A 25,941-nucleotide genomic window follows, 5' to 3' on the forward strand; every position below is an offset into this window, starting at 1 on the left:
TTCTCCTTCTTGATTTACTAACTGTTATACATTCTTTTTTAATCAATTATATTCCTGCTATTTCTTTCGATTAAGTAATACAGATAGTAGCACTTTCGGATGAAAGAGATGAAATGGACTACGAATTAAATTCATCACTCGTACTAACCGAATATAAACATCAGAATTACTTACGGATAGTCGATATATTTGCTTCGTATACCATAGTTGAAATTTTTGTTTTGTAGTTAATTCTCTCTTTAGTTGCGGGTGACGTGATATTTCTGTTGTTGTCATATCCCAAGGGGTTTCTATTATAGTAGCTGCCTTTTTATAAAATTGTTGTGTAAATGTTTTATCAAGTTGTTTTCTATCTTGCAAAAGTAATTGCAATTGGTGAGCCTCCATAGCAGCAACTGATACGCCTTGGCCGAAAACGGGATCAAAACGACATTGCGCATCTCCAACAACTAATAATCCTTCTGGTACATTATTCACTAAATCAAATCGCCGGCGTACTTGATAAGGAATTTTGTATGTCTTTATATCAGTAATTCCCTCAGCCTTATTTAAGAAGTCTGTAACATTAGAAATTGATAGATTTTCAGCAAAATCATAAAACTCATCATCTGTTTGTGGTGCTTTCTCATTTGCGTATCCACTAAAAGTAACAAAATAACGATTATCTTCTATCGTTTGAATAAGAACGCCATAAGGGTTATCAGGGAAACTAGGAGACATTAGCATATTACAACAGTCTAACTCCTCATTTTCTTTAAGTTTGAACATTTTCGTTGCGTAAAATAAATCAATACGAACTTTCTCTTCTTGTACTTTAATTTCGTATTCTCGTAGCCACTCTATACTTTTCGAGCCAAATCCACTCGCATCAACTACAAGATCCGCATGAACTTCTTCTTGTGTGTTTGTCTCTAAATATTTAACTTTTACTCCACACACTTTGTTAAGCTTTGCATCTACCAATACCCCTTTAACCAATGTTTCATATTTAATAGTAATATTTGAAATTTGATGTATTCGTTTTTGAATATGCCATTCTAGCAAAGGACGACTTTGTTGAATCATATGTACTTCCCCTATGAACGGTTGTTTCCATAGACCGAATTGATGCCATTTCAAATCACGCGTAAAGTTGTTTATAATACTACCCGCTTCTATTAATTCGTTCGTAATATTAGGAAACAATTCTTCAATTGCGTTTTCTCCACCTTTTAATAACACGTGAGGATGATTACTTTGTGGAACTCTTTTTCTCGAAGACTTTCCATCCCATCTTTCACCAGCTTCTATAATGAATACTTCTTTAAAAGAAGTTGATAATGCTTTTGCTGCAAACTTTCCTGCCATACTTCCACCAATAACGATAGCCTTATTAAACATATTTTCCCCCTTAATAAAAAGAGATCCTGCCTTGTATGAATGAAACAGGATCTTAAACTAATTAACTTCTTTATCATTATACTTAAAATACATCAGTAAATTGCAACATTAAAATTAAAATACCTAATCCCCATACGTAATACGCGAATCCTTTTAAGGAGTGACGTTTTAAATATTGAATCATCCATGAAACGGCTATGTATCCAAAAAACGCTGCTGATAACGTTCCGACAATTAAAGATGTGCTAGAAATAGATTCTGCTTTCCCTTGAAAAACGTCTACAAATTGCAAAATGATAGCTCCAACGATGGCTGGTGTCGATAGTAAAAAAGAAAAGTAAGCAGCAGTTTCACGGTCTAATTTTCTCCATAATGCAGCGACAATTGTCATTCCAGAACGGGAAATGGCTGGAAAAATAGCAGCAGCTTGAAATGAACCGATAATTAATGCGTCTTTATATGTTATGTCATCCATTTTTTTACGACCATTCTTTTGTTTATCTGCCATGTAGAGAAAGAATCCGGTCACTAAAAACTCCCAACCGATCGTGATTCCTGTTTTTGAAATATCTTCAAAGAAGTCTTTAAACAATAAACCAATTACAACTGCGGGTATTGTCCCAAAGATAAGTAATAACATGAGCTTTGAAAATGGGTTTTTAATTAAATATATAAATTCTTTTTTGTAATAAATAAAAACCGCAAGTAAAGTCCCAATATGCAGCATCGTATCTAAAAATAAGCCAGCCTCATCTAATCGGAACAAATGCCTTCCTAAATAAAGATGTCCGGTACTACTGATTGGTAAAAATTCTGTTAAACCTTGAATTATACCTAGTATGAAAGCTTCTAACCAATTCATGATGGTCTCCTTTCTCTTTTGCTTGTACCAATATATGAGGGTTAAATTTTCGATATGAAAAAAACTATATTTCTCTATGAATTTACTTTTTATTTATGGATATATATGTAAAGAGGGGTAAGGAGGGTTATTATGTGGAAGCACACAAAATTCGGTAATGTATTACTTTGGGTGGGCCCTATCCTTGTATTTTTAGGACTATGTATGACAAATGTTATTTCAGATATTCCTTTCTTTGAGGGAAAACATAAAACGGTTGGTATTGTACTTATATTTATAGGTGTAATCTGTTTTGTTGCTGCTAATCATTTGAAAAAAGGAGAAAGATATGAAGAATAAATCTAAATAAAAAACAATCCTTGCATATTAGCTAGGATTGTTTTTTATTAATGTTGATTATTTGTAGAATACTTTATCAACGTTATATTTCGCTTTGTATTCATTAATGATATATGTTTCGTAAATTTCTCTTTCTGTTGGATCTTCTACGATACATGCATCAATGCGGTATACTTCATCACGGTGATTTTTAATTGGTGAAACATTATCTTCAAAATGCTTCTTAATACGTTGTCTAATTTTACGAGCTTTACCTACGAAAAGAAGTTCGTCATTAATATTGTAAAACATAAAAATGCCGCCTTTATCTCTAGGGAACAAGTGGAAATCGATAAATCCATTAATTGGAGTAATGATTGGCTCGTCTCCTTTAATAACTTGTTTACGTTCAGTAATTGAAACATCAGCTTCAGGAATATTAATTTTAATCAAGTTCATTCACGTCCTCTTTTATTATAAAGATAAATAATAGCATACATAAGTAAGAAAAGCTATGTTCAGAGGCATATTTCATTTTATAATTCAAATATTATAGGTGTATCATGTAAACTTTTCTTCCAAATCATATGATCACTGGATTCTCCCCAGTAATCTTTCAATACATAGTTAGGTTTTCCAAACTTTTTCGTCCATATACTTTGCGCATTTTTATATCCACTATCTAAACAATATTCTGTTATCCCTCTGCTAAGTAATGTAAGAAACATTGTATGTAGTAATAAACTCCCTATTCCCTTTCTTTGATACTCCGGAAGTATGAATACAGTTCCTATTTCATACAAATTTTTAAGTACACCACCTGTACAACTATTAATCAATGTACTTGCTGGACCGATTTCGATTGTTCCAATGATTTTATTGTTACTTGTATCAATTGCTAATAAAAAGTAACGACTTTCTCCGTTACTATCAAAATCACTTTTCAAATACTGCTTTTTTGAGTTAATTTCATTTTCTATGTCATCCAATAATTGTGACAGTCCTTCATTTTTGTATGTATTTGTAATAACTATACGGAAAAATAAATATAGTTCATCTACATCATTCAAATTCGGTCGTCTAACTGCAACGTTAGTCATGAATTCAATCTCCAATCCTCATTATGCCATTGTCAATACAACACTTTATATAATCTATTCATCATTATTCTGCAAAAACCTGCATAAATCCAACAGTATAGAAAGCTCATTATAAATATTGATAAAATAATTTTTATATCCATAGTTGTATGAACAGCAGGACCAAGTACCGGAAAGTGGAAAACATCGAGAACGATCATAATACCTATAAGTAGACAAGTTGCTGAAAAAGAAACAATCCATATTCTCCTCTTTAATTTTAAAAAGGATACTCCTAAGGCTAGACCTAATAAGCCTGTAGTAAAAGGAAAGACAATTAGTTCACTGGGCTCAATAATAAATAATAGAAAAATAGTAAGAATATAAGAAAGTATTCCCTCACGAATAGAATAGAAAATAGCAAAAAAAATCGGTAATGTCGAAAATGGACTAATGAGCAAACCTATACCAGGAACTAAGTTCCCAGCTGCTTGAAACATGGTGGCCAATGCACTCATCAAAGCTGTAAGTACTAACTTATTCGCAAGGGACAATTTTCTTTTATGAACAAAGCTCGTATCATGTTCTATCATCAGTTGATACCAATAACGTACAAACCAATTCATTAAAATACCCCCTAAAGATACCACATTCATTACTTTCTATATTATTCATACACTTATGGTTTATGAGTTGCTTTCTATTTGTTATGAATTACTATATAATAAAAGACTTTTAGGGGGATAAATTGTGCGTGTTGAAACAAAATGAATTCCTTGGATTATTAAACTGCGAGTGTATATCGTATCAAGGAATAATTTCAAAAATGGTACCTTTGTTAAAATCAGTTACTTTCATAGAACTGTAAACTCCTAAATATAATTTAGTTTGATCCGAATTTGTTCCTAAACTCATATAATAAGCTGCTTGCGTACCAAAATCATAATTGGTTTCAATAGCATAAAAGTCAGCATGTTTACCGTCTGTACCTGCTCTAGTATAGGCTAAAACACCCTTAACTGGAGACTGAGATTCTCCTTTCTTGGCAAGGTCAGTAAAAACAACGCTACCTGTTAAATTTGGAATTGCATTTCCCATATATGGCTGAACTCCTGTAAGTGAAGTTCCTCCAAACTTATCTGTTCTAGAATCTTTATGAAAATAACTAAGTAGAGGCAGAATACGCTTCACTGAAGTTTGTATTGTTTCATCATAATAAACCATTGTTCTCTCATCCGAAGTCTGATTCTCAGAACAATGTCGTATAAAAGAAGTAGGTAAATCCCCTTCCCATCCTCGCCACCCAAAATTGATAAACCCATCTTGATTGGGAGTTAACCTCATAAAATGCATTTGAACAAGTTCTGTTACCAGTATAGGTTTATATTGAACAAATGAAAAAATAGACTCTACAATATCTTGTCCGACATTTCCGGCGTATTTGATATATTGATTATAAAACCTTTGAAATGAAATGCCGGTTATATTACGTACTCCTTTTGCAATTACTGTAAGTGTTTCTTGTATAGATAAAGGAAGTTCATTAAAGCGTGTAACTACAGGAGGGTTATTTATAAATGTATTTTTACTTACATCGATTTCAATTATTTTTCCTGCTATTTCTAAATCATCTTGGCTTAAATTAAATGGATCATAACCTGATCCGCCATCTCCATTTGTAAAAACAAGTTTTCCAGTCTCAGGTGAAAAGTTTAAACTATTGACTCCGTTATGATTAAAAAATGGTCTTCTTACATTCAGTAATGTTCGTCGCTTTTGAGCTTGACCATTAGATTGTAAAGTCCATTCTTCCACTGTATCAATGTGATCATATTGCGTATTTCTATTAACCCACTTTAAATTTAACGTTTTAGGGTCACAAGGATTCGGTTTAAATTGTTCAGAAAGTGCACCTGGTCCTTGAGTTCCGGCTACTGAATAATGAAGATAAAATAACCCATTTTGATAAAATTGTGGATGGAACGCAAGTCCTAGCAATCCGCGTTCATCATAACCGCTACTAGAAACACCTTCTTCAAATGTACCTAATTTAATAATTAGGTGACGAATATCTAAAAATGTCTTTATAACTCCGTCCCCTATGTAAAAAATCTCTCCTAATTGAGTTGCGATAAATAGTCTTTCGGTCGATTCACCTGGAAGTATCGTTGTTTTCAATACAGTTGGTAAATTTACGTTATGAACAATGGGTCGTAAACTAACTTTAACTTTTGTCAATTAACTGTACACCCCTTTTTCTTCTTTTTTATAGAAGAATATGATTAGAGTAGTTCTGTTAGTATCAAATAAGTTTTATTCCTTTTTATTACAATTTTGTATATAATATAATTATAAATAATCTGGGGGACGAACTATGATAATCGTACTACAAATCATCTTACCACTAATTTTCGCAGTCTATTTATTTACCCTCTATCGTAAAGGGACGTATGGATCAGCTTCATTCCTTTTAGCAGTCATGATAGGAATTTTCGGTTTAGAGAATATTTTTCAGCATGCTAGTCTAACAGATCATGCTATTTATCCATATTGGGGCAGTTTGAAGGCTGTTGTTATCGTTTTATCAGTCGTATTTCTATTTAAAAAAGGTGGTTTAACAGGAAAATATTGATTTTTAATGCGTTACATATTTTCTTGTTAAATTGCTTTTATTTTATAAAAGAAGAAATATTTATGTGAAAACAAGAAGGGATGTGTTACATATGTCTATAAATATTATTTCAATAGTTTCTATCATAATATGGATTGTGTTAATTACAGAACTTATAAAACCTTCAAAAGAACAGAATGGACGAAAAATAGTAACTTTAGTAACTGCTGGTTCCGCATCAACACTTATTTTGACGGTTTCATTTATTCAAAATATCCCGTTTTGGAATTGATAGTGATATAACTAACAAAAATATGTATAAATAAAAAGATTAGGGTTCACTCCTAATCTTTTTATATTTTGAGGTAGCACCACATGCCCGGCAAGCTAAGGTCTTGAAGTAGCCCCTAAACAAAATTTAAAATTTTTCTAAAGTTATTTATGTGAATTTAACTCGTTTTCAGGAACATATGTGGTCCTTTTATAATTTGAAGTTCTTTTTAAGCTTCTTATATTTTCTATACGAACGTCTAACAATGTTTAACATAAAATACGGTATTTTAACAGAGAAAGGCAATTTATAAATGAAAGGAAAATAAAAGGTGAAATATGCCTTTTCTAGATCCCTCCACTTACTATCTTCTTTTGTTTTTAAGAAATCAGATACATCGACTACATATCCCCTTCCTTTTTCCATCATCACATTTTTCCCGTGAACATCACAAGGAGTTAATCCTTGTTCCCTCGCATACTCTAAAGCTTTATTTATATCAAGGATCACCTGCTTAGGAATTTTAATCCCCTTATGAAGGGCATCGTATAAGGTAATTTCTTTTAAACGTTTCAATACTATGAAATTTTCCCCTTTATATATAAGCTTTGAATAAGAAGGATGATCTCCAATTCTTCGGTATACTTCTGATTCTTTTTCAATTCCTTCTCCTTCTCGCACGTAAACTTTCACTACCCAATCTTTGTATTCTCTGTGCATGAATACTGCGGCATAATTACCTGTTCCTAAACACTTCCAAAGTCTAGGAATATCTTTAACTACTACAGGCTCGAATTCATCATCACTTCTTATACTTACCTCTTTTAATAATTCGTCATTTATCAATCCCACAAAACTATTTATACTCATCATTCCCACTCCGGTTTTGCTAAAAGGGGCCCACCCACATTTTAACGAAAATATACACTAAGCGAATTTTAGCATAACATGCCAAATCTATATTACTCTATTTTATAATCTAAAACATTGTTTAGAAATGTAGCAAGGGTTTGTTAATGGTTCAATTCTTCTTTCACTACTATTTTTGTTAGCTAACACTTTTATTGTTTTAATAATCTTTTGTTTAATTCCCACAATGCTGTTTTGTTGCTATCCCATTTCAAAAACGTTACTGCTTCCTCAAAGCATAACCATTTATAATTAAAGTGTTCTTTAGATAATGATATGTTTTTTGTAGGAACTTTAACTCCAAAAGAAAATTCTTTTATTACATAAACCTCTTCTCCCCAAAGGAATCCTCCAACTACATCCTCTACTGGTAGTGAAGACACAGAATCTAATTGTATATATGGACATTCTCTTGTAATACCAGCCTCTTCAAACGCTTCCCGTTTTGCTGATTCAATAGGAATCTCACCGTCTTCTCCGCCACCAGCTATTCCTTGCCAATAACTATAATCACTTCTTTTGAAAATAGCATATTGAATGGAATTAGCAGTTTTTATATAAGGAAATATCAATACTTGATATGGCGCTCTCATTGCTTAAGCTCCTCTCGAAAATAAGTTTTAAATAAATATAAACAAAGAGCCGACATCACAATTCTACATTATTAATGCAGGTTTATAATGTCGGCCTTCTATTTTTAAAGAATTTTATTTTTCATAACCAGGTTTACTCTTAACAGAGGAAAAACTGCTTATTCCCTGTCGAATGTGTTTAGCATGGTTTTTCCTAAATGTTAGCAGTACCCTATATTATTCAATTGCGCCAGCAACATCATAATCATTTAAATCTAATTCAATCGGTTGTCCGAGCGCTAGTTTAGCAAGTTGCGCTCCTAGATATGGACCAGCTGTTAAACCCGAAGCCCCTAATCCATTCGCAACGAGAATTCCTTCAAAGTTAGGTAGTGGTCCGATAACAGGTAAGAATCCTGGTGTAAATGGTCTGAATCCAACTCTCGTTTCAAGCATTGTAGCATTTTCTAAGCCAGGTGCAACTGCTAATGCCTTATGGAATACTTCATGTAAACCACCTGCTGTTACACGATGATCGAAACCAGTATCATTCTCATGTGTTGCACCAATTACGACATGCCCATTGTCAAACGTTAAAATATATTGATCGTTCGGTGGCATAACAACTGGCATATTTTCTGTTGCTGTATTCTCGATTTGCAGATGAACAATTTGTCCTTTTTGGAATGTAACTAAGAAATTAATTCCTAATGGATTCAAGATTTCATTCGCCCATGCGCCTGCAGTTACAATAACCTTTTCCGCTAAAATTGTTTCATCGTTTACTGTAACTCCCGTAATATGATTTCCTTCACGGACTAATATAGCATCGCCTTTTATAAAAGTTGCACCATGTTTTTTCGCAGCACTTATTAATGCATTGCGTAATAATCTTCCATTTACTCGTGCAGCACCACTAATATGAACAGAACTATATTCGTCTGATAATGCTGGGAATAATTTTTTTGTTTCTTCAGCTGATAAGCGAGTGATTTCACCAATCTCTGGGGCATCTTCACGTCGTTTATAAGCTCGCTCTTCCATTTGATCTAACTTTTTCTCGTCAGTATGTAAACTAATTGCACCTACACGATTATATCCTGTGTCAGTTTCACCGTCTTCTTCTAATTGCTGAATTAACGAAGAATAGTAACGTGCACCGCCTTTAACAATTTTATACCATGCTTTATTACGACGCTGCGATAGCCATGGACATACAATACCTGCTCCTGCATCAGTTGCTTGCCCTAATTGTTGGCGATCCACGATAGTAACATTCGCACCTTCCTTAGCAAGATGATAAGCAGTAGACGCTCCTAAAATTCCAGATCCAACTACAATATACGATTTCATTTCAAACACCTTTTCTCTTTTGCTAATTATATAAATATAAGAACATTCCTTAGTATAATAGAAGGAATGCTTTTTTCAATGTACTCATCACAATTAATTGTTGCAGCATTGTGACTTTCTTAATCATTATTTTTTCTTCTTACGGAATAATTCAATTGTTTTATAGCCTTGTGAAAGGATCTCTATCATTTTCTCTAGACGTTTTTCACGTGTTTTTTCTTGTTTCACAGAAAAAAGATTACGTGCCCAATCTTTCTGATATCCAGGCGTTAAACTTTGATAAAACTTAAGTTCATTCGGATGATTAGCTAATAATGCTTCAACATCTTTAATTCGATCCGCATAATCGGCAACACATTGACTCATAGCAGATGTTTTCGTTGTTTTTTTCTTCTCGCGTTTTAAACCTACAACAGTAAAGACTTCATCCATACTTACCATTCGTGCAAATTTAATATCACTTTCTCCCACATAACCATCTTCTCCAACATTTAATGCCGGAAACATCTCATCACGGTGAATAAACGTACTATAACGAGCATTACCTTTTTTCGGATATGCGAAGAATACGTAACCTTTTTCAATTAGTAATTCTTCATTACTTATAATAAAATTCGTTTGTTTCACCATTTCATCAAGCGTTTCTACAAATATAAAGATAGCATCGTGTTCTTTTGAGAATGCAGTTTCTTTACCTGTAAAAATGTCATAATCACTTGGTTCGTTAATAACGACCATATTTGTATACTTATTAAGTTTCAATTTATCAATAACTGACATATTAATCTTCCTTTACATTCAAAATTCATTGTACATACTTTTGCGTACTGTTCTAGTGTATTATATGTATTAAGAAAATCAAACTTTAAATCGTATTATTCTGCTGCAAAAGAATATAATTCTTTACTAGATGGGGTGGTTTTATGCCATATGTAATCCGAGATGAAGGGCTAGTTTTACAAGGGGATGATGGAAAAGAACCAATTTTTCATACATATGAAGAAGCGGAGGAAACATTAAAAACATTAACTATACCGCAGTTTCCGAAACATATTAGAAGAAAACCATTTACACCAAAAATAATAAAGATAGCCGCTTCTGAATAAGAACCGGCTATCTTTATTATTCATAACTTAATAGCAAATAAAGTATATAAAAACTCTTTATATTGATCTTCTGTAATTTCACGCTTAGTTTTTTCCCCGTGAATAATTTCGGTTAAACTTGTATTCGTTAATGAAATATGGCCAGAGTTCGTCAACTTTACTGCAATTGGTCCTTTATTAAAAATAGACTTCTCATCTTCTATCACTCTTCTTTGAACATCGTTTACTACTATCTCATTAATATTAGGTTTATAAAAAGCATGACAAACTTTCCATTCTCCATCAGTATCTATTCTTTCTAAAACATAATTTCCTTTACTTGTATCTTTTCGTCTCACTCGGTACGAACCATTTTTTGAAGAAACAGACTCGCCAGTAAAAGGTACAGGAACAAGAGGTACTAACGAAGCTATACCTACATCAATTAAATACTGTAGATTATCATAAGTTAAAATAATTGTTATATGACCATCCTCCAGTGCCCATGCATTTATATCATTTTTATACACCGTACCTAATGCCAGTTGTACATCATAGCCACAGTCTTTTAAGAAATAGTAAAAAAGAGTATTTAATTCGTAGCAAAGTCCACCACGGGAACTAGTTAAAATTTTCTCTCGTAAGTTTTCCAGAGAGATTTGATTCGTATTTCGTGCTATAACATCTAAATTCTCAAATGGTATAGTGTGTGCAAACGAAAAGAGTATGGTAGGTAATTCTTCAAACGTTACATCATTACATTTTTTAAGATTTAATCTTGTGAAAAGCTGATTTTGTAAACTTGTCATATTTAGCACCCCTTAAAAATTTATAAGTTTAAATAATATATGCTGATTGTAAATTTTAAGGGGCACTGTAACAACGTACATTTCATTTAACTGTACCGGTACAAAAATTACGATTCACGAGGTAAATTAATAGAAGGCGTCATTACAAATGCCTTTTCTGTAATTACTTCTTTTTGGAGTAGATCAAAAGCTACGAATATAAATTTAATAGTTTATCTATAGGCAAATTATTAATATCACTTAAATCAACAAAATATTGAAGTTGCCACATTTGACTCTTTTTAGCTTGATTGCTAACAGTGGTATCCCAAACAGGATAAATTCTCATTGCCATTTTCCCTGTTTGACTTTGTGTTCTCAATATTTTTTCTTTAAGAAGAATCTCTTTAGGAAAAATAAATTGTCCTAGTTTATTATCAGCAATACAAGTGATTACTAATAAATCAGGAGCAGCTTCATAAGAGAAAGCTCTATTTCGCATATTTTCATCTTTCTCCCAAAAAGAAACAAATTGACCAATTTTATTAGGTGTAACTTTTGATTTTCTAAAACGAATAGTTTTGTTATTTAAATGGAATAAACATCCTGCATATTCTGCGTTTTGCTTTTCTTCTTTTAGATTCGTAATCATTAAGTTGTTAGGTTTGTAAACTATATTATTTAAATTTTGGATTATATTATTAAAATTGTTCAAGAAAACTCCCCCTTTATTCATCTCTTAGTTTACCACAAACATCAGTTCTTCTATATCGTATATAATCATGAACTAAGTGAAATGGGGGAATTTAGCGGGATATAATTATTACTTTAATGTACTTAGTTTTTCAATTGCTTGTTGTTCAGTTGCTAAGTAAAAAATGTCATTCCCTTTATTACATTCATAAATAAAATCCTTTAAGCTTTTACTAGTATACATAGAGAAATCTCCAACAATAGCAATCTTTACCTTGTAGTTTATAAACTTTTGAAGGATATCGCCCGCAAGCCGTGTTTTTAGATCAAAGAAATCTTCATTTATTAAAGATTTATGGATAATAATATGTTTCGCATCTACCTCATATTGAACTGTTGCCATAGTATCTAATGCAGACTGAACATCCGATATTAATACCTTATCGCTCCTAATGACCGCAATATTGATTCCATCGATTACTACTTTCTTTATTTCCATAGTCCCACCCCTTTATAATTTTCACAGTATGAGTAAAATTGTTTTACAAAACTTCGTATTAATCATAGATTAAATTAGCCTCAGCTATTAAAATGGCCTCTATTTTTTGTTGTAAATATATATTTTTTTATTACTAATACGGTCAATGAAATTAATGATAGTTTCTCTTTTTTATATTTTTGAATGTATATATATGAAATTGCTTTTACTTGTTATAAAAATATTGTGGAGTAACATAACTTAACAAACTATCCAAAGTGTTAATCTCGGCATATGGTTGTATTTTGGTCGTATTCTTGATTTTTTGAGGGTTAAACCACATCGCTATCAAGCTAATAAAAAGAAATGCCCCCTAAAATGAAAAAATACGCTATTCTTTCTGTAGAATCATAGGAAAGGATGGCGTTTTTTATGTCTGTTTCTGTGTCTAACGAATTACAACTATTTGCTCAAGAGATTCAAAGTGCCCTATCTCCAAATGCCTTACGAGATATTGCTAGAGATGTTGGCTTTGTACAACGAACCAGTAAGTACCAAGCAAAAGATTTAGTAGCTTTATGTGTATGGGTGAGCCAAAATGTAGCTATGACTTCTTTAACTCAGTTATCTAGCTGTTTAGAAGCATCAACAGAAGTACTCATCAGTCCTGAGGGACTGAATCAACGGTTTAATAAGGCGGCCGTCCAACTTTTACAACACCTACTAGCCGAACTACTAAGCAAAAAATTGGCCGCATCTATGCCGATTTCTTCTCCATACACTTCTGTTTTCAAGCGTATTCGTATTTTAGATTCAACTGCATTTCAACTCCCGGATATATTTTCATCGGTTTATCCTGGTGCGGGAGGATGCAGCCATACAGCGGGAGTAAAGATACAGCTTGAGTATGATTTATTAAGTGGACAATTCCTTCATATTCATACAGGTCCAGGTAAACAACATGATCGAACCTACGGTTCCCTGTGTGCCCCAACTGTAACAGCGAATGATTTATGTATCCGAGATTTAGGTTATTTTCATTTGAAAGATCTTCAACATATACAAGATAAAAAGGCCTATTATATCTCACGTATTAAATCGAATACACGTATTTATCAAAAAAATCCAAACCCTGATTATTTTCAAGATGGCAGAATTAAGAAGGGTACAGAGTATATCCAAATAGATATGGAGGTTTTAATGAACTCTCTTCAGCCAGGACAAACATATGAAATATCCAACGCTTATGTAGGAATGACTGATAAAGTACCAACTCGTGTGATTGTTCATCGACTAACAAAAGAACAACAACAAAAACGATTACACGATCAAACGGTAAGAGAAAAAAAGAAAGGAATGAAGTATTCTGCTCGTAGTAAACGACTTAGCGGTATCAATGTATATATGACAAATACCCCTATAGATATTGTCCCAATGGGACAAGTACATGATTGGTATTCTTTACGTTGGCAAATCGAGATTTTATTTAAAACATGGAAATCATTCTTTCATATTCATCATTGTAAAAAGATAAAACGAGAACGATTGGAATGCCATTTGTATGGGCAACTGATTGCCATTCTACTTTGTTCTTCTACCATGTTTCAAATGCGGCAATTACTTCTTATGAAAAAGAAACGAGAACTGAGTGAATATAAGGCCATATATATGATTAAAGACTATTTCCTTCTTCTATTCCAAACTATACAAAAAAACACCCAAGAGCTATCAAAGGTATTACTTCGCCTGTTCAATCTCCTACAGCAAAACGGGCGAAAATTCCATAGGTATGAGAAGAAAACAGTTTTTGATATATTAGGTGTCGTTTATAATTGTACTATGTCGGACAATCAAGCCGCTTAATTCAAAAAAGTGAAACCCGTTAGGGTTTATTTCGTATGCAAATCTTTCAATCACCTACACTTGCCCTTTAGAAAAAGGAACAATCTCGCCTAAAATTGACTTTGTATAAGCTTAGCTTGATAGCGATGGGGTTAAACCACACACCTTTTATATTTGCATTTTGAGGACCAACAATATCCTTTTCTAAGTCATCCCCAACAAATAAAGTATTTTCCGGCTGTAAATTTAGCTTATTTAATGCTAGTTCGAATATACGTTTATCAGGTTTACTAAATCCCACTTCTTCAGAAATAATGATTGTTTCAAAATACCTATTTAAATTCGTATTAAATATTTTAGCTTTTTGCCTCTGAGTTGAGCCATTTGTTATAATTCCAACTTTAAAGTGCTTCTTTATTTGATTTAAGAAATGAATAGTATTTTGGTCTATTGAAAAACATCTAGGGAAATTTTCATTCCAAAAATCTTGGATATAATTGTGTGGCAATCTATATTTCGGCGCGAATTCATCAAATAATGATTCTAAAACTATCGTTTTATCACTAATGCCGTATTCCCTTTTATCGTATTCTTTGAATTTCTGTAACATATTGTTTTTGACTGTATCACTAACATCCTCATAACATTTTTCTAAAACTAATAAAAACAAGTTATCTACTGCCTTATCCCTATCAATTAACGTATCATCTAAATCAAACAGCATCGCTTTATAACCCATCAAATAATTTCACAACCTTTCTCACATGATTTAAATAATCCTTAGTTCAACTTTAAGCGTTTACTAAATTAGCAAAAAAACTCTAAAGTTTGTGAAGTACACTCTATAATTTCGCTAGCTTTTTTTATATTGAAATTCATTTCCGTTTCCCCTTTTAGTAAGTAGCGCAAGTATATGTTCACACAGTTTAAGAAATCACATGCAGTTCCCAATATTATACATTGGTTTTTTAGAAATATAAATCGTTCAGCTTTTCATACGATAAGTTTTTTCAAGCATACAATTATTTTTTCATAAAAAGGAATATGGCTAATCATATTTTTTGGAGAATACACATTCTTGAAAATGAAGCTAATACGTTAAACGTCCTATGAAGTTCCTATTGTATCTCCACATAAACTCCAGATAGTACGGCTATAATGACTACCAGAGGTGATATTATGAAAAACTATCATATTCTCGTGGTAGAGGACGATCAAGAAATTCAGGAATTAATTAAACAATTTTTAATGACACAGCATTATACAGTGGTAGTCGCTTCAGATGGACTAGAGGGTATGACACAATTTAATAAGCAATCATTTGATTTAATTCTTCTAGATGTCATGATGCCCAATCTTAATGGATTTGAAGTTTCTAAAATGATTCGAAGTCAGTCAAACGTACCAATTATTATGCTAACTGCGTTGGAAGAAGAGGAAGATCAAATGAAAGGATTCGACCTTGGGATCGATGACTATATAACAAAGCCCTTTTCATTTCATGTTTTGATTAGACGAGTCGAAGCTGTACTTAGAAGAAGTTATGATAAAAATGTAAATAATCATTTGATATTTAAAGAAGTGCGTATTGATGTGGATGCATATAGAGTATATGTAAATGACGTTGAAATTATATTAACGACAAAAGAGTTTGAAATTCTACAACTACTATTTCAAAATGAGAGAAAAGTACTCACAAGAGAAAATATCGTTGAAAAGGTTTGGGGTTACGATTATTTTGGAGAAACACGAATAATTGATACACATATTAAAAACCTACGCAAAAAATTAGCTATCCCTTATATTAAAACAATAAAGGGTATTGGATATAAAATTGATGAATAGTATTGTGAAACTCATGAAAATGAAGCAAATTACTTATAAACTCTTTATGACTACATCTCTCATTTTATTATCCTTTGCAGTATTGATTTATTTAACTTTATACTTCTTTCTTCCGACGTTTTATGAGCAATATAAAACAGATCAACTTCAAACAGGGATAAACGAAATCATTGATAAGTCTAAAAATCTTACGTTTCAAGATGCGATACCACTTTTTGATGAATACGCCAAAAAAAATAATGCGATGCTTTATCTTCAAAATAAAGAAGGAGTAATTATTTACTCTCCTTCATTTTCTTTTATTCAAAGTGGTACGCAAAAAACAGTAGTTACTAAAGCAACACGATTCGAGAATGCAAGTACCCTTAGCAATTCATATAACGTTACGAAACCAATTCAATTTCAAGATGGTAGTTTAACGCTTGTAGTGTTTGCTACATTTCAACCGATTGATGAAGCTTCACAGGTTTTAGTACGCTTTCTCCCCTATATTAGTATCATTGTGCTCGTTATTGGTATAGGAAGTGCTTATTTTTATTCCAGGTTTATTACAAAGCCACTTATTTATATTAATGAAGGTGCACAAAAGATGGCAAATTTAGATTTCTCCGAAAAAATTGAGGTTCGCTCTACAGATGAGTTAGGAGAATTATCTAATAGTTTGAATGACATGTCTATTAACTTGCAACAAGCTATGTTTGATTTGAAAAAAGCAAATGAACAATTAAAAAATGATATTGAAAAAGAAAGAGAAATAGAAACAAAGCGCAGAGAGTTTTTTGCGATTGTAGCACATGAATTAAAGTCCCCTCTTACTGTAATGAAAGGATACTTAGAAGGAATGATATACAATATTGGCCCTTATCAAAATCGCGATCAATATTTAAAGAAAAATCATCAAATTATTGAAAGTATGGAACAATTAGTTCGTGAAATTTTAAGCGTATCGAAATTAGAACAACACACCTTCAAACTAAAAGTAGAGGAAGTTAATCCTTCAAAGTTAATAGGTGCAATCACAAAAGATCTCGAATTTTTTGCTTCTCAAAAAAGCATTGAAATAATAAAAGAAATTGATTCTGATCTTTCTATTTATACCGATTGTGCTCTTTTAGAAAAAGCATGTAAAAATATTATTCACAATGCGGTTATGTATTCACCACATAATGAAAAAGTCTATATAAAGTTAAGTGAGGATTCGAAACAAGGTCAAATCAAAATGCAAATTATAAATACAGGTGTCAATATTAAAGATGAAGATTTACAACAAATTTTCAAACCATTTTATCGAATTGAAAAATCAAGAAATCGAAATACTGGAGGAAATGGTTTAGGGCTATATATTGTTAAGCAAATTCTTGAAACGCTAGATATAAAGTATTCAATAAAAAATATGGAACATAGTGTACAATTTTGCATGAGTATTCCATTATCTAAACATAAAAACAAACAAACTCTCCTTTAAATAGGACGAGTTTGTTTGTTTTTGTAGTAAGTATAAATTTATTAACAGGTTTTTCACTTAATGGACAAATGCTGCTTCTTAAATGGCGATTATCATAAGTAGTGACAAACTGTATTCAACTTACATATTTATTTTCTACTATAACAGCAAAAAAACGAAATTCCGCTTAGCAGCAAATTAGATTCTCTTATTTGAGATGTATTTCATCTATGAAACTGAAAAGGAAGATGAAAAATGCATATTTCCCTCCATTTTTCAGATTAATTTAGAATTCTTTTATGATAAGCTATATGTAAAGATTAAATATAAAACATAAAGGATGATTCATATGCAAATAAGACCAGAGGTAAGTGAATATAACTCCTATTATGCAACGTATACCAACTTGGTATCAGACGGAAATATCATACATATTCTAGAACAACAAATGAAGGAAACAAATCTTTTATTAAAGGGAATTTCTGATAGTGAGGGACTTTTCCGGTATGCTCCTACTAAATGGAGTATAAAAGAAGTAATCGGTCATATAGCAGATACAGAACGGATTATGGCGTATCGATTGCTATCAATCGCTCGAGGCGAGACAGCAGAACTTCCAGGCTATAATGATGATATGTATGTTCTTAGAGCTGGTTTTGATAAGCAATCTATGCAAAATCTTCTTGAGAATTTAATAGTTGTTCGCCAATCTACCTTGTATTTACTTAGAAGCTTAGATAAAGAAGCTTGGTCACAAAGAGGAAATGCGAATAATTCTGAAGTTACAGTTCGTGCATTAGCATACATCATTGCTGGTCATGAGCTTCATCACCTTCAAATTATAAAAGAACGTTACCTTGGTTCTGATTTATATCCAGCAACTTAATATTTGAAGAAAAAGAGTCCTATTTATGTAGTGCTCTTTTTCAGTATTTATAACGGATTAGCGCTTAGAACCATGGCAATTAAATGCATTTATTTATAAAATTCACCACATAATATTTATGCTATCCCCTCTTATTCTGTACATAATTTTCTTTAGGCTGATATACTATAAACGCAATAGTTCTGGAAAGGTGATGATAGTATGTATGAACAACAAAATAATAGAGATAGAGATCAAAAAATGATGTTTTCTATGCAGGGAGTTCCCTCAAATAAAATTAACATGAATCAATTACCTAAATGGATTAGAATTTTTGGCTATTGTGCGTTTGGTTGGATAATAGTATTTAGTTTAATTATGATTGTAGGTTTAATTCTGCAATAACTATACAGATACACAGTTAAACGGGACAGCATTTAGATTATATATCTAGGTACTGTCTCGTTTTTCATATGTGATTATCCCATGATATAGGTAACCAATTATAATAAAAAGAACTTGTAGAATATCCTACAAGTTCTTTTTCAAATATTATTAAAACGGGAACGACAAACTATTTTAACATTCAGTACAGGGAGACCATTTTGATTATGGCTTGATATTATTATAAATCAAATATAAGCTTTTGAAAGGTCTAGATTTTGAAAATTATGTGAATTAAATAACTACGATGTTTATATTAGATTTCATTTACGACCAACTTCTTCTTACTTAAATACACTGCACGATCTGATTTTTTAGCAACCGCCTGTGAGTGCGTCACAACAATAATGCATTTATTCTCTTTATGTGCAAGTTCTTGAAACAGTTCTATAATATCCATTGCGGTTTCCTCGTCGAGGTTTCCTGTCGGCTCATCTGCAATCAGTAAATCAACATTACAAGATAGTGCTCGAGCAATTGCTACACGCTGTTGTTGTCCACCGCTTAGTTGCAGGACGTTTCGTTTCGCTTCAACTTCTGTGAGTCCTACCCTTTCTAACAATTCTAATGCTCTTGCTGTTTTATTTTGCACTTTAACACCTGTAATTTCCATTGCTGTTAAGACATTTTGAAGAGCTGTCATATAGGTTATTAAGTTATAAGATTGGAAAATTACAGATACATTTTGATTACGGTATCGATCCAAACCAATTTTTCTAATATCTTTGCCATTATACAGTACATAACCATTTTTAGGGACATCTAGTCCACAACCTAAGCTTAGAGTTGTGGTTTTACCAGATCCAGATGGTCCTAAAATCGTGTAGAAATGTCCTTTTTGAAAAGAAAAGTTAACATTTTCTAGTATCGCTACATTTTTTCCATTACTTTCATAATAATAATCCAAATTTTTAAACTGTAAAATTGTCTCCATATCGAGCCTCCTCATTCATCTTTTAAAAGAATTTGTTTTGGGTTTAAACGTAGAATAGATAATGCCGGAAGAAGCGTTGCTATTATAGCAATAGCTAGTCCAATTCCACCCATTTTCCCTACATCTTCTCCTGTTACACTTACATCAATTTTATCAATTGGATCTTCTTTTTGATTTTGTAGAGTACCACCAGGTCCAGCCATCATTACAGTACCATGTTGCGAGGTATCTGTTTCTTCGCTTGCAGTAGCAATTTCATTCGAAAGTAAATTATCCCCGATATATTGAGAAACTTTAGCTCCTGTTGTTATAGATAATCCAAATGCTAAAATAGCGACACATACTACTTCTACTACGAACTGTGCCATCAGTTTCCACTTTTTCTCTCCAATGGACAATAGAATCCCCATTTCCTTACGACGTCCTTTAATTGATAGCATAATAATTAATCCTAAAATAATCGCACCTGCAATCGATACAATATAAATAATCATTTGAGAAGTCGAAGAGATATTTTCGATAGGACCAATCATTTGCTTGTACAATGAATCATGCGCATCTAATTTATAATAATTAAAATCAATATTAGATTTTTTTGCTTCTTTTTTAAATGCATCAATATATTGTGGATCATTCAAGAAATACACGACTTGAACACTATTTATACCTTGGTCTACTTCTAATTTTTTCATAGTTGAATGCGGCATATATAGTTTATTAGCTGGATCCATAATAGGAGGAGCCTGTTGACCCATTGCTTGCTCATTTGTTTCGTAAATACCGATAATTTCAACTTCAAGGGTTTCCTTCTTATCCCCTGATTGCACTTTAACTTTGTCTCCTAATTTCAAATTGTTTAATTCCGCTAATCGTTTTTCCATTAAAGCTACATTCTGATCCTTCATTTGCTCTGTTATTGGTTTTCCATCAATGATTTTACTTTTTCCGTTTTTAAAGCTTTCTTGTAATGCAGTCTTGCGAACTCCCTCAATCATAAAAGAAGCATTCATATCTATTTCTGTACCAGAGCTTGAACCGCCTCGCGCAGCCGTCATTCCCACTTTACCTTTTCCTTCTTCTTCTCCTTCTGAAGCTCCTACTAGTTTAAGCCCATCAGAAATACCGAAAGTGTTAGCTATGTAATTATAATCTTTTACATACTTGGACTTCGCTAATTGATCTGTTTCTTTTGCATCGAGCTGCGGCGGATTTGGCATTTCTCCAGTTTCCTTAGCTTTTTGACCTATTTTGTCGAAATCAAGACCTAAAGTAACATCTGCACCAAGTTTTTTTCTTGCAGCATCCGCTGCTTTTTTTGATGCATTTTGGATTGTGAAACCTGAAAGAACCAAATTTGTAACAATCAGAAAAACTGCCATCAAAATTAATGATGTTCCTATCCTTTTTTTCATACTGAGAATCGCTCGTTTCATAAAATTCATTTTTCTTACCTCCTTGATAACTTGTATTCTATATAGGTTATCTAGAGTTTATATGGAGCTAATCGGTAGTTTAACTAGAGATATAAGGAGTTTATGTGTAGTTATTCATTTACCTGTTCAAGAAAAACTAGAACACAAATTCAAAAATGCAGTCGTTTTTGAATATTGGTAAGGAGTTAGTCAATTTAAGAGATTTATAGAAAAGAGAGGTTAAGCTTAATTTAATGTATATAATATAAAAAAATATTTATTGTATAATTTCTATACAATAAATATAGAGAAGCTATTTGTGAATATCTAGATGGGAATTGTTAAGTTCCTCATAGAAATTACATCTTTTAATAAGAAAAGAAACAAGTTAACATTCTTCTTAAATTTTAATATAAATTATTTATAGTTTTATTTTATTGCAAGATTTATAATATAATATACAAATTTATCACCTATTTTTATAATTCAAGCACCTACTATTAGGAAAAGGGAATATTTCCCAATTAATTTAAAACATAAATTTTGTCTATGTTTTAAACAATATGTATTTTGGAGGAGGTTAATTTGATTTTTTCAAAACTCATTGATCGGTACGCCTTATATGATTTACACAAAAAAAGAAGTGTAGCGTTTCAGTTTACTTCCCTTTCTAACACTTCATTAAATATAAAGAACATAGAATCTTTTTATAAAGTAAAGCCATCACATTTTCATTTTGACATTAAGCATTCAAAGCAGGAAAATGAATACATGGTTGGGCAATTCAACTATAAAAGTTCGGTTCAATCCGGTGATTCACACAACGACTCTGTAACTGGGGAATTATTCTTACATAAAAATGAAAATGCACCTCATGTTATCTTTGTTCACGGTTGGAGAATGGATTCTAACGAACGTGTGAAAAAAATATTCCACGATCATATGACCAGCCTGAAGTGGAATATGTATTATTTCACTCTACCCTATCATTTTGAAAGAAAACCCGATCAATCCTTATTCAGTGGAGAGTATATGGTAAGTGCAAATATTGAACGAACATTACAAGCAACTAGACAAGCGGTAGCTGATTTACGAGCTTTGATTAAATGGATTAAAGCAAATAAAAAGGGGCCCCTGATTCTAATAGGAATTAGTTTAGGCGGATTTATTACTAACTTAACCTCTCTTGTTGAAGAAGAGATTGATGTGTTAGCATCCATTTTCTATGCAAATCGACTTTCTTATTCTATTTGGAATACAACTCCAGGTAAATTTATTAGAGAAGACTTGGAACATCATGGTGTTACGTATGATGATTTAATAGATTATTGGAAAATCACTGAACCGAGTCAAGCATTACCAAAAGTACAAAAAGAAAATATTTTATTAATTTCAGGTAAGCACGATCTATATGTGCATTCTGAGGATACAGACTACTTGTGGGAAGCTTGGGAAAAACCTACACGATATATTTATACATGCGGGCATGCCGGGATCGTTCTTAAACGTAAAAAAATTGCAACTGATACTATCAATTTTATTCAAAATCGATTGAACGCCCCGCACTTATCCAATGCCATGCCTTAAATCGCGAGATTACTAAGTACAAAATCTTATACTTATATTGTTATATTTTTTACTAGTCACCTTTGTAAATCTTAGCCCCAAGCCTTACACGATTGAAAATGAAATAAAGTAAATAACTAAAGAACTAATTTACCATATGGAAAAACATTGCTCAGCATTTTCACCAGTGGTCCCTGTATATGCAATATTACATACAAAAATATTTATTTATTACGTTATTTATTTAAAAATAAATTATTCATCCATTAATCTATACCATCCTTATTTACATTTATGGATACCCTAATTACATATGAAAAAGAGAGAAGAACATTGGTTAGTTCTTCTCTTTTTGTTTATTTTTAAGGTAACTATCTATAAAATTTTGCTTTTCATAATTCTTCATGAGTCTAGAAAATAAATTTTTCTAATGTACATAATTACAACGACATTAAAACACTTTGCTCTTAAATCTGCTACTTGTATTATTAATTGCATGAAACTCCTTCTTGAGAAAGGTTTTAATTTCCGAATATTCTGTTGACCGTTATAACATATCCAATTTACAATTTAATTGTGGTGTTCTTTCACAATTAAACTACTTAGGATACACTTCGTTTATTTGAAAACAATTACAAATAGAGGTGCTAAAATGAAAACTAGAGTAAATCCAGAATTATTACAAGGGTTAGAGATGTTTCCGGATCTCGATTTACGCCCAGAAAATTTGCAATCAATCAGAGAAGGAATAGCTCAAATGAGACCACCTACCGTTGTTGATGACTCCCTTTCTTTAACAGATAAAGTCATTGCTGGGCCTGATGATAATCCGTTACCATTACGAATTTATCGTCCAAAATCAAATCATGAATCTTTACCTGTCTTATTATGGATACATGGTGGAGGTTATATCTTAGGGTCTATAGATGATAACGATGATACTTGTATGAGGTTTGCAAAAGAAGCTAGCTGTGTGGTCGTGTCTGTAGACTACCGCTTAGCACCTGAACACCCTTACCCAGCACCAATTGAGGATTGTTATTCAGCTTTAAAATGGATTGCTGATAATGCAAAGTCATTAAACATTGATTCGAATCGAATTGGGGTTGCAGGAGTAAGCGCTGGCGGTGGACTAACAGCAGCATTATCATTATTAGCCCGAGATCGAAAATATCCTTCAATTTGTTTACAAATGCCACTATATCCAATGATTGATGACAGAAATGATACACCTTCAGCGAATGAAATTAAAGAGGGATTTGTTTGGAACCAAAAGGCAAATGAAGCTGGTTGGAAAATGTATTTAGGAGAAATGTATGGAACGGATCAAATCCCTGCCTATGCAGCACCTTCTCGAGCTGAGGATTATAGTGACTTACCGTATACTTACACATTTGTTGGTCAATTAGATCCATTCCGCAGCGAAACATTAACCTATGTAAGCAAACTAGCACAAGCTGGTGTTGATGTGGAGTTTCATTTATATCCAAATGCCTATCACTGGTTTGAAGGGTTAAATCCAAATGCCGATGTATCTATTTATGCTGTGAACGAAATAGTACAAGCAATAAAGACTGGTTTCAAACGAGTATCCAAGGTTGAGGCTTAATCCCATTACAAGAGAAACACTTATAAATAGTATATATGTATTTATCGTTTAAATATAATAGCCGATTCTAAATAAGAATCGGCTATTAATATGTAAAATCCGCCTAATATATCAAGGTTGAGAAACAGATATAAGATGTTTAGGCGATGTGTTTATTTCTTCTGCTAATGCTTTTATGTTCATCATGATTTGAAGTATTTCTTCTTTTGTTGTTCTTGGGTTGATAGAGCAAAGTCGAATTACTACTTTTTCTTTTAATTTAGTCGTACTTAGCATAGCAAATCCTCTTTGATTAATTTCTTCCACCAATTTTTTGTTTATTTCATGAATTGTATCTGTAGATGTTAGCTCACATGGAATATAACGAAAAGTAACAATTCCTAATTGGGCAGGTGTTACTACTTCCCAATCTTTTTCTTTCCTTAAAAACTCTTCAACTTGTTCAGCTAGCATAATGCCATGATCAATTGCCTCACGAAAAGCTGTAACTCCGAATGCTTTAAAAGAAAGCCATACCTTTAATGCTCTAAATCTACGAGAAAGTTCAATTCCACGCTCCCCAAAATTCACTTTTTCTTCTATATTAGTTTCTGTATCCTTAATATACTCTGGGATCATACGGAATGTTTCACTTAAATATTGGCTATTTCGAATAAGTACACAACCAACATCATAAGGCTGAAAAAGCCATTTATGCGGGTCTAACGTTAAAGAATCGGCACGATGAATTCCACTTAATAACTCCCTTCCTTTTTCACTGAGAATTGCTGCAGCCCCATAAGCTCCATCCACGTGTAGCCATATATCTTCATCACCACATACATCAGCCAATTCATCGAGGGAGTCCACCGCTCCGCAATTCGTTGTCCCTGCATTAGCAATAACACAGAATGGTTTTTTCCCTTTTAATCGATCTTCTTTTATTTGTTTTCTTAAAGTACTAACTGAAATTTTTAAATCTTCATCTGTCTCAATTCGGCAAATTTGATGCTGTTTAAAACCTAATACTTTAAGTGCTCGATCTACAGAAAAATGAGTTTGGTTAGAAAAATAAACAATCGTATTTTCTATGTCATTATTCAGCTTGACCTGTCTCGCTACAGTAAGTGCAGTCAAATTAGCCATGGAACCACCACTGACAAATAGTCCTTCAGCTGAATCAGGGAATCCTAGCATTGATTTTAACCAGTTAATTGTCGTTAATTCAATTTGTTCGGCACCTGCACCTACTATCCAAGCTGTAGGAAATACATTAAACCCACTTGCTAAAAAATCTGCTAATACACTAACATAATTATTAGGACCTGGCACAAAAGCCATAAAATGAGGATGATCCACATGAGTAATTTGATTAAACACATTGTTATTAAGAAAATGAAGTAATTCCTTTGGATTAGATCCGTTTTCCGGAATCGTTTCAATTAGCTTTTCTCTAAAAATATTACTATCAATCGTTTCTGAAACTGGTTTACTTTTTAAATGATTCATATGATCAACAATCAAGTCAACCGCTTGATATCCTAACTGACGCATCTCTTCGGCTGATAACTGCAAGTTTTTTGTCATTTGATTTACTCCTAT

Annotated in this window: 27 protein-coding genes and 2 pseudogenes; 11 read left to right on the forward strand and 18 right to left on the reverse strand. The window is 32.4% G+C overall.

Annotated features, from left to right (window positions below; all coding sequences use genetic code 11):
- Positions 1-57 precede the first annotated feature (57 nt).
- Positions 58-1,380 carry an FAD-dependent oxidoreductase gene (locus MHB52_RS13800; RefSeq protein WP_061663035.1) on the reverse strand — a complete coding sequence of 441 codons (1,323 nt, stop codon included), beginning with the start codon at positions 1,378-1,380 and terminating at the stop codon, positions 58-60.
- Between the two features lie 82 nt (positions 1,381-1,462).
- Positions 1,463-2,242, reverse strand: coding sequence for an undecaprenyl-diphosphate phosphatase (locus MHB52_RS13805; RefSeq protein WP_016118028.1), 780 nt, complete (start codon positions 2,240-2,242; stop codon positions 1,463-1,465).
- A gap of 132 nt (positions 2,243-2,374) precedes the next feature.
- Between MHB52_RS13805 and MHB52_RS13810 the strand changes: the two genes are divergently transcribed.
- Positions 2,375-2,581, forward strand: coding sequence for a hypothetical protein (locus MHB52_RS13810; protein ID WP_000265477.1), 207 nt, complete (start codon positions 2,375-2,377; stop codon positions 2,579-2,581).
- Between the two features lie 57 nt (positions 2,582-2,638).
- Here MHB52_RS13810 and MHB52_RS13815 read toward each other — a convergent pair whose 3' ends face one another.
- The 4 genes from MHB52_RS13815 to MHB52_RS13830 all read right to left on the reverse strand — a co-directional run bounded on the left by MHB52_RS13815 (position 2,639) and on the right by MHB52_RS13830 (position 5,877).
- Positions 2,639-3,019 carry a nucleotide excision repair endonuclease gene (locus tag MHB52_RS13815; protein ID WP_001048941.1) on the reverse strand — a complete coding sequence of 127 codons (381 nt, stop codon included), beginning with the start codon at positions 3,017-3,019 and terminating at the stop codon, positions 2,639-2,641.
- Positions 3,020-3,096: 77 nt separating this feature from the next.
- A complete protein-coding gene (locus MHB52_RS13820) occupies positions 3,097-3,660 on the reverse strand; it encodes a GNAT family N-acetyltransferase (RefSeq protein WP_000185963.1) in 564 nt (187 codons plus the stop codon).
- 32 nt (positions 3,661-3,692) lie between these two features.
- Positions 3,693-4,265, reverse strand: coding sequence for a hypothetical protein (locus tag MHB52_RS13825; RefSeq protein WP_001103993.1), 573 nt, complete (start codon positions 4,263-4,265; stop codon positions 3,693-3,695).
- A 181-nt stretch (positions 4,266-4,446) separates the two neighbouring features.
- Positions 4,447-5,877, reverse strand: a complete 1,431-nt coding sequence (locus MHB52_RS13830) for a PQQ-dependent sugar dehydrogenase (RefSeq protein ID WP_000170005.1) — start codon at positions 5,875-5,877, stop codon at positions 4,447-4,449.
- A gap of 136 nt (positions 5,878-6,013) precedes the next feature.
- On the opposite strand from MHB52_RS13830, the gene MHB52_RS13835 reads away from it, so the two are divergent.
- On the forward strand, positions 6,014-6,271 hold the full coding sequence (locus MHB52_RS13835; protein ID WP_000587704.1) for a hypothetical protein: 258 nt from the start codon (positions 6,014-6,016) through the stop codon (positions 6,269-6,271).
- A 91-nt stretch (positions 6,272-6,362) separates the two neighbouring features.
- A complete protein-coding gene (locus tag MHB52_RS13840; protein WP_000026325.1) occupies positions 6,363-6,542 on the forward strand; it encodes a hypothetical protein in 180 nt (59 codons plus the stop codon).
- A 189-nt stretch (positions 6,543-6,731) separates the two neighbouring features.
- On the opposite strand, the gene MHB52_RS13845 is transcribed toward MHB52_RS13840, so the two are convergent.
- The 4 genes from MHB52_RS13845 to MHB52_RS13860 all read right to left on the reverse strand — a co-directional run bounded on the left by MHB52_RS13845 (position 6,732) and on the right by MHB52_RS13860 (position 10,135).
- Complete coding sequence (locus MHB52_RS13845; RefSeq protein ID WP_000026530.1) at positions 6,732-7,391, reverse strand: serine/threonine protein kinase; 660 nt, start codon at positions 7,389-7,391, stop codon at positions 6,732-6,734.
- 191 nt (positions 7,392-7,582) lie between these two features.
- Positions 7,583-8,023, reverse strand: a complete 441-nt coding sequence (locus MHB52_RS13850; protein WP_001202591.1) for an NUDIX hydrolase — start codon at positions 8,021-8,023, stop codon at positions 7,583-7,585.
- 216 nt (positions 8,024-8,239) lie between these two features.
- Complete coding sequence (locus MHB52_RS13855) at positions 8,240-9,355, reverse strand: NAD(P)/FAD-dependent oxidoreductase (protein ID WP_061663312.1); 1,116 nt, start codon at positions 9,353-9,355, stop codon at positions 8,240-8,242.
- A 126-nt stretch (positions 9,356-9,481) separates the two neighbouring features.
- Positions 9,482-10,135, reverse strand: a complete 654-nt coding sequence (locus MHB52_RS13860; protein WP_000110844.1) for a YdeI/OmpD-associated family protein — start codon at positions 10,133-10,135, stop codon at positions 9,482-9,484.
- Between the two features lie 143 nt (positions 10,136-10,278).
- Between MHB52_RS13860 and MHB52_RS13865 the strand changes: the two genes are divergently transcribed.
- Positions 10,279-10,461 carry a hypothetical protein gene (locus MHB52_RS13865; protein WP_001147158.1) on the forward strand — a complete coding sequence of 61 codons (183 nt, stop codon included), beginning with the start codon at positions 10,279-10,281 and terminating at the stop codon, positions 10,459-10,461.
- 20 nt (positions 10,462-10,481) lie between these two features.
- Here MHB52_RS13865 and MHB52_RS13870 read toward each other — a convergent pair whose 3' ends face one another.
- The 4 genes and pseudogenes from MHB52_RS13870 to MHB52_RS13885 all read right to left on the reverse strand — a co-directional run.
- Complete coding sequence (locus MHB52_RS13870) at positions 10,482-11,249, reverse strand: arylamine N-acetyltransferase family protein (protein ID WP_016118031.1); 768 nt, start codon at positions 11,247-11,249, stop codon at positions 10,482-10,484.
- A 190-nt stretch (positions 11,250-11,439) separates the two neighbouring features.
- On the reverse strand, positions 11,440-11,964 hold the full coding sequence (locus MHB52_RS13875) for a MepB family protein (protein WP_080451570.1): 525 nt from the start codon (positions 11,962-11,964) through the stop codon (positions 11,440-11,442).
- An 87-nt stretch (positions 11,965-12,051) separates the two neighbouring features.
- Positions 12,052-12,420 carry a DUF4180 domain-containing protein gene (locus MHB52_RS13880; RefSeq protein WP_016118033.1) on the reverse strand — a complete coding sequence of 123 codons (369 nt, stop codon included), beginning with the start codon at positions 12,418-12,420 and terminating at the stop codon, positions 12,052-12,054.
- A 205-nt stretch (positions 12,421-12,625) separates the two neighbouring features.
- Positions 12,626-12,742, reverse strand: a pseudogene (locus tag MHB52_RS13885) (HAD family hydrolase); the annotation flags it as partial.
- Positions 12,743-12,831: 89 nt separating this feature from the next.
- On the opposite strand from MHB52_RS13885, the gene MHB52_RS13890 reads away from it, so the two are divergent.
- Positions 12,832-14,262, forward strand: a complete 1,431-nt coding sequence (locus MHB52_RS13890) for an IS4 family transposase (RefSeq protein ID WP_061663672.1) — start codon at positions 12,832-12,834, stop codon at positions 14,260-14,262.
- Positions 14,263-14,377: 115 nt separating this feature from the next.
- Here MHB52_RS13890 and MHB52_RS13895 read toward each other — a convergent pair.
- A pseudogene (locus MHB52_RS13895) lies at positions 14,378-14,980 on the reverse strand (HAD family hydrolase); the annotation flags it as partial.
- Between the two features lie 440 nt (positions 14,981-15,420).
- Here MHB52_RS13895 and MHB52_RS13900 point away from each other — a divergent pair.
- The 4 genes from MHB52_RS13900 (at position 15,421) to MHB52_RS13915 (ending at position 18,800) form a co-directional block, all read left to right on the forward strand.
- Complete coding sequence (locus MHB52_RS13900) at positions 15,421-16,086, forward strand: response regulator transcription factor (RefSeq protein WP_000800727.1); 666 nt, start codon at positions 15,421-15,423, stop codon at positions 16,084-16,086.
- Positions 16,079-17,551, forward strand: coding sequence for a sensor histidine kinase (locus MHB52_RS13905; RefSeq protein ID WP_016118035.1), 1,473 nt, complete (start codon positions 16,079-16,081; stop codon positions 17,549-17,551). Before MHB52_RS13900 ends, MHB52_RS13905 begins: the two co-directional genes overlap by 8 nt.
- 328 nt (positions 17,552-17,879) lie before the next feature.
- The gene (locus MHB52_RS13910; protein WP_001167106.1) at positions 17,880-18,416 is read left to right on the forward strand and encodes a DinB family protein; all 537 of its coding nucleotides are present in this window, start codon (positions 17,880-17,882) and stop codon (positions 18,414-18,416) included.
- 201 nt (positions 18,417-18,617) lie between these two features.
- Positions 18,618-18,800 carry a hypothetical protein gene (locus MHB52_RS13915; RefSeq protein ID WP_000273229.1) on the forward strand — a complete coding sequence of 61 codons (183 nt, stop codon included), beginning with the start codon at positions 18,618-18,620 and terminating at the stop codon, positions 18,798-18,800.
- Positions 18,801-19,095: 295 nt separating this feature from the next.
- Here the strand turns inward: MHB52_RS13915 and MHB52_RS13920 are convergent, their stop codons facing one another.
- Positions 19,096-19,773 (reverse strand): ABC transporter ATP-binding protein, encoded by a 678-nt coding sequence (locus MHB52_RS13920; RefSeq protein WP_000447862.1) that lies wholly within the window; start codon positions 19,771-19,773, stop codon positions 19,096-19,098.
- Between the two features lie 11 nt (positions 19,774-19,784).
- Complete coding sequence (locus tag MHB52_RS13925) at positions 19,785-21,215, reverse strand: ABC transporter permease (RefSeq protein ID WP_016118036.1); 1,431 nt, start codon at positions 21,213-21,215, stop codon at positions 19,785-19,787.
- A gap of 555 nt (positions 21,216-21,770) precedes the next feature.
- Here MHB52_RS13925 and MHB52_RS13930 point away from each other — a divergent pair.
- Together MHB52_RS13930 and MHB52_RS13935 are read left to right on the forward strand one after the other, a co-directional pair.
- Positions 21,771-22,772, forward strand: coding sequence for an alpha/beta hydrolase (locus MHB52_RS13930; RefSeq protein ID WP_061663157.1), 1,002 nt, complete (start codon positions 21,771-21,773; stop codon positions 22,770-22,772).
- Positions 22,773-23,403: 631 nt separating this feature from the next.
- The gene (locus MHB52_RS13935; RefSeq protein ID WP_016118038.1) at positions 23,404-24,360 is read left to right on the forward strand and encodes an alpha/beta hydrolase; all 957 of its coding nucleotides are present in this window, start codon (positions 23,404-23,406) and stop codon (positions 24,358-24,360) included.
- A gap of 111 nt (positions 24,361-24,471) precedes the next feature.
- On the opposite strand, the gene MHB52_RS13940 is transcribed toward MHB52_RS13935, so the two are convergent.
- Positions 24,472-25,926, reverse strand: coding sequence for a pyridoxal phosphate-dependent decarboxylase family protein (locus tag MHB52_RS13940; RefSeq protein WP_000164822.1), 1,455 nt, complete (start codon positions 25,924-25,926; stop codon positions 24,472-24,474).
- Between the last annotated feature and the right edge of the window lie 15 nt (positions 25,927-25,941).

Source organism: Bacillus sp. FSL K6-0073 (assembly GCF_038006085.1).
Taxonomy (GTDB): Bacteria; Bacillota; Bacilli; order Bacillales; family Bacillaceae_G; genus Bacillus_A; species Bacillus_A cereus.

Bases quoted from the DNA above. Each gene is read 5' to 3' on its own strand.
- MHB52_RS13800 (WP_061663035.1), bottom strand. From the start codon at position 1,380: ATGTTTAATAAGGCTATCGTTATTGGTGGAAGTATGGCAGGAAAGTTT.
- MHB52_RS13805 (WP_016118028.1), bottom strand. From the start codon at position 2,242: ATGAATTGGTTAGAAGCTTTCATACTAGGTATAATTCAAGGTTTAACA.
- MHB52_RS13810 (WP_000265477.1), top strand. From the start codon at position 2,375: ATGTGGAAGCACACAAAATTCGGTAATGTATTACTTTGGGTGGGCCCT.
- MHB52_RS13815 (WP_001048941.1), bottom strand. From the start codon at position 3,019: ATGAACTTGATTAAAATTAATATTCCTGAAGCTGATGTTTCAATTACT.
- MHB52_RS13820 (WP_000185963.1), bottom strand. From the start codon at position 3,660: ATGACTAACGTTGCAGTTAGACGACCGAATTTGAATGATGTAGATGAA.
- MHB52_RS13825 (WP_001103993.1), bottom strand. From the start codon at position 4,265: ATGAATTGGTTTGTACGTTATTGGTATCAACTGATGATAGAACATGAT.
- MHB52_RS13835 (WP_000587704.1), top strand. From the start codon at position 6,014: ATGATAATCGTACTACAAATCATCTTACCACTAATTTTCGCAGTCTAT.
- MHB52_RS13840 (WP_000026325.1), top strand. From the start codon at position 6,363: ATGTCTATAAATATTATTTCAATAGTTTCTATCATAATATGGATTGTG.
- MHB52_RS13845 (WP_000026530.1), bottom strand. From the start codon at position 7,391: ATGAGTATAAATAGTTTTGTGGGATTGATAAATGACGAATTATTAAAA.
- MHB52_RS13850 (WP_001202591.1), bottom strand. From the start codon at position 8,023: ATGAGAGCGCCATATCAAGTATTGATATTTCCTTATATAAAAACTGCT.
- MHB52_RS13855 (WP_061663312.1), bottom strand. From the start codon at position 9,355: ATGAAATCGTATATTGTAGTTGGATCTGGAATTTTAGGAGCGTCTACT.
- MHB52_RS13860 (WP_000110844.1), bottom strand. From the start codon at position 10,135: ATGTCAGTTATTGATAAATTGAAACTTAATAAGTATACAAATATGGTC.
- MHB52_RS13865 (WP_001147158.1), top strand. From the start codon at position 10,279: ATGCCATATGTAATCCGAGATGAAGGGCTAGTTTTACAAGGGGATGAT.
- MHB52_RS13870 (WP_016118031.1), bottom strand. From the start codon at position 11,249: ATGACAAGTTTACAAAATCAGCTTTTCACAAGATTAAATCTTAAAAAA.
- MHB52_RS13875 (WP_080451570.1), bottom strand. From the start codon at position 11,964: ATGAATAAAGGGGGAGTTTTCTTGAACAATTTTAATAATATAATCCAA.
- MHB52_RS13880 (WP_016118033.1), bottom strand. From the start codon at position 12,420: ATGGAAATAAAGAAAGTAGTAATCGATGGAATCAATATTGCGGTCATT.
- MHB52_RS13890 (WP_061663672.1), top strand. From the start codon at position 12,832: ATGTCTGTTTCTGTGTCTAACGAATTACAACTATTTGCTCAAGAGATT.
- MHB52_RS13900 (WP_000800727.1), top strand. From the start codon at position 15,421: ATGAAAAACTATCATATTCTCGTGGTAGAGGACGATCAAGAAATTCAG.
- MHB52_RS13905 (WP_016118035.1), top strand. From the start codon at position 16,079: ATGAATAGTATTGTGAAACTCATGAAAATGAAGCAAATTACTTATAAA.
- MHB52_RS13910 (WP_001167106.1), top strand. From the start codon at position 17,880: ATGCAAATAAGACCAGAGGTAAGTGAATATAACTCCTATTATGCAACG.
- MHB52_RS13915 (WP_000273229.1), top strand. From the start codon at position 18,618: ATGTATGAACAACAAAATAATAGAGATAGAGATCAAAAAATGATGTTT.
- MHB52_RS13920 (WP_000447862.1), bottom strand. From the start codon at position 19,773: ATGGAGACAATTTTACAGTTTAAAAATTTGGATTATTATTATGAAAGT.
- MHB52_RS13925 (WP_016118036.1), bottom strand. From the start codon at position 21,215: ATGAATTTTATGAAACGAGCGATTCTCAGTATGAAAAAAAGGATAGGA.
- MHB52_RS13935 (WP_016118038.1), top strand. From the start codon at position 23,404: ATGAAAACTAGAGTAAATCCAGAATTATTACAAGGGTTAGAGATGTTT.
- MHB52_RS13940 (WP_000164822.1), bottom strand. From the start codon at position 25,926: ATGACAAAAAACTTGCAGTTATCAGCCGAAGAGATGCGTCAGTTAGGA.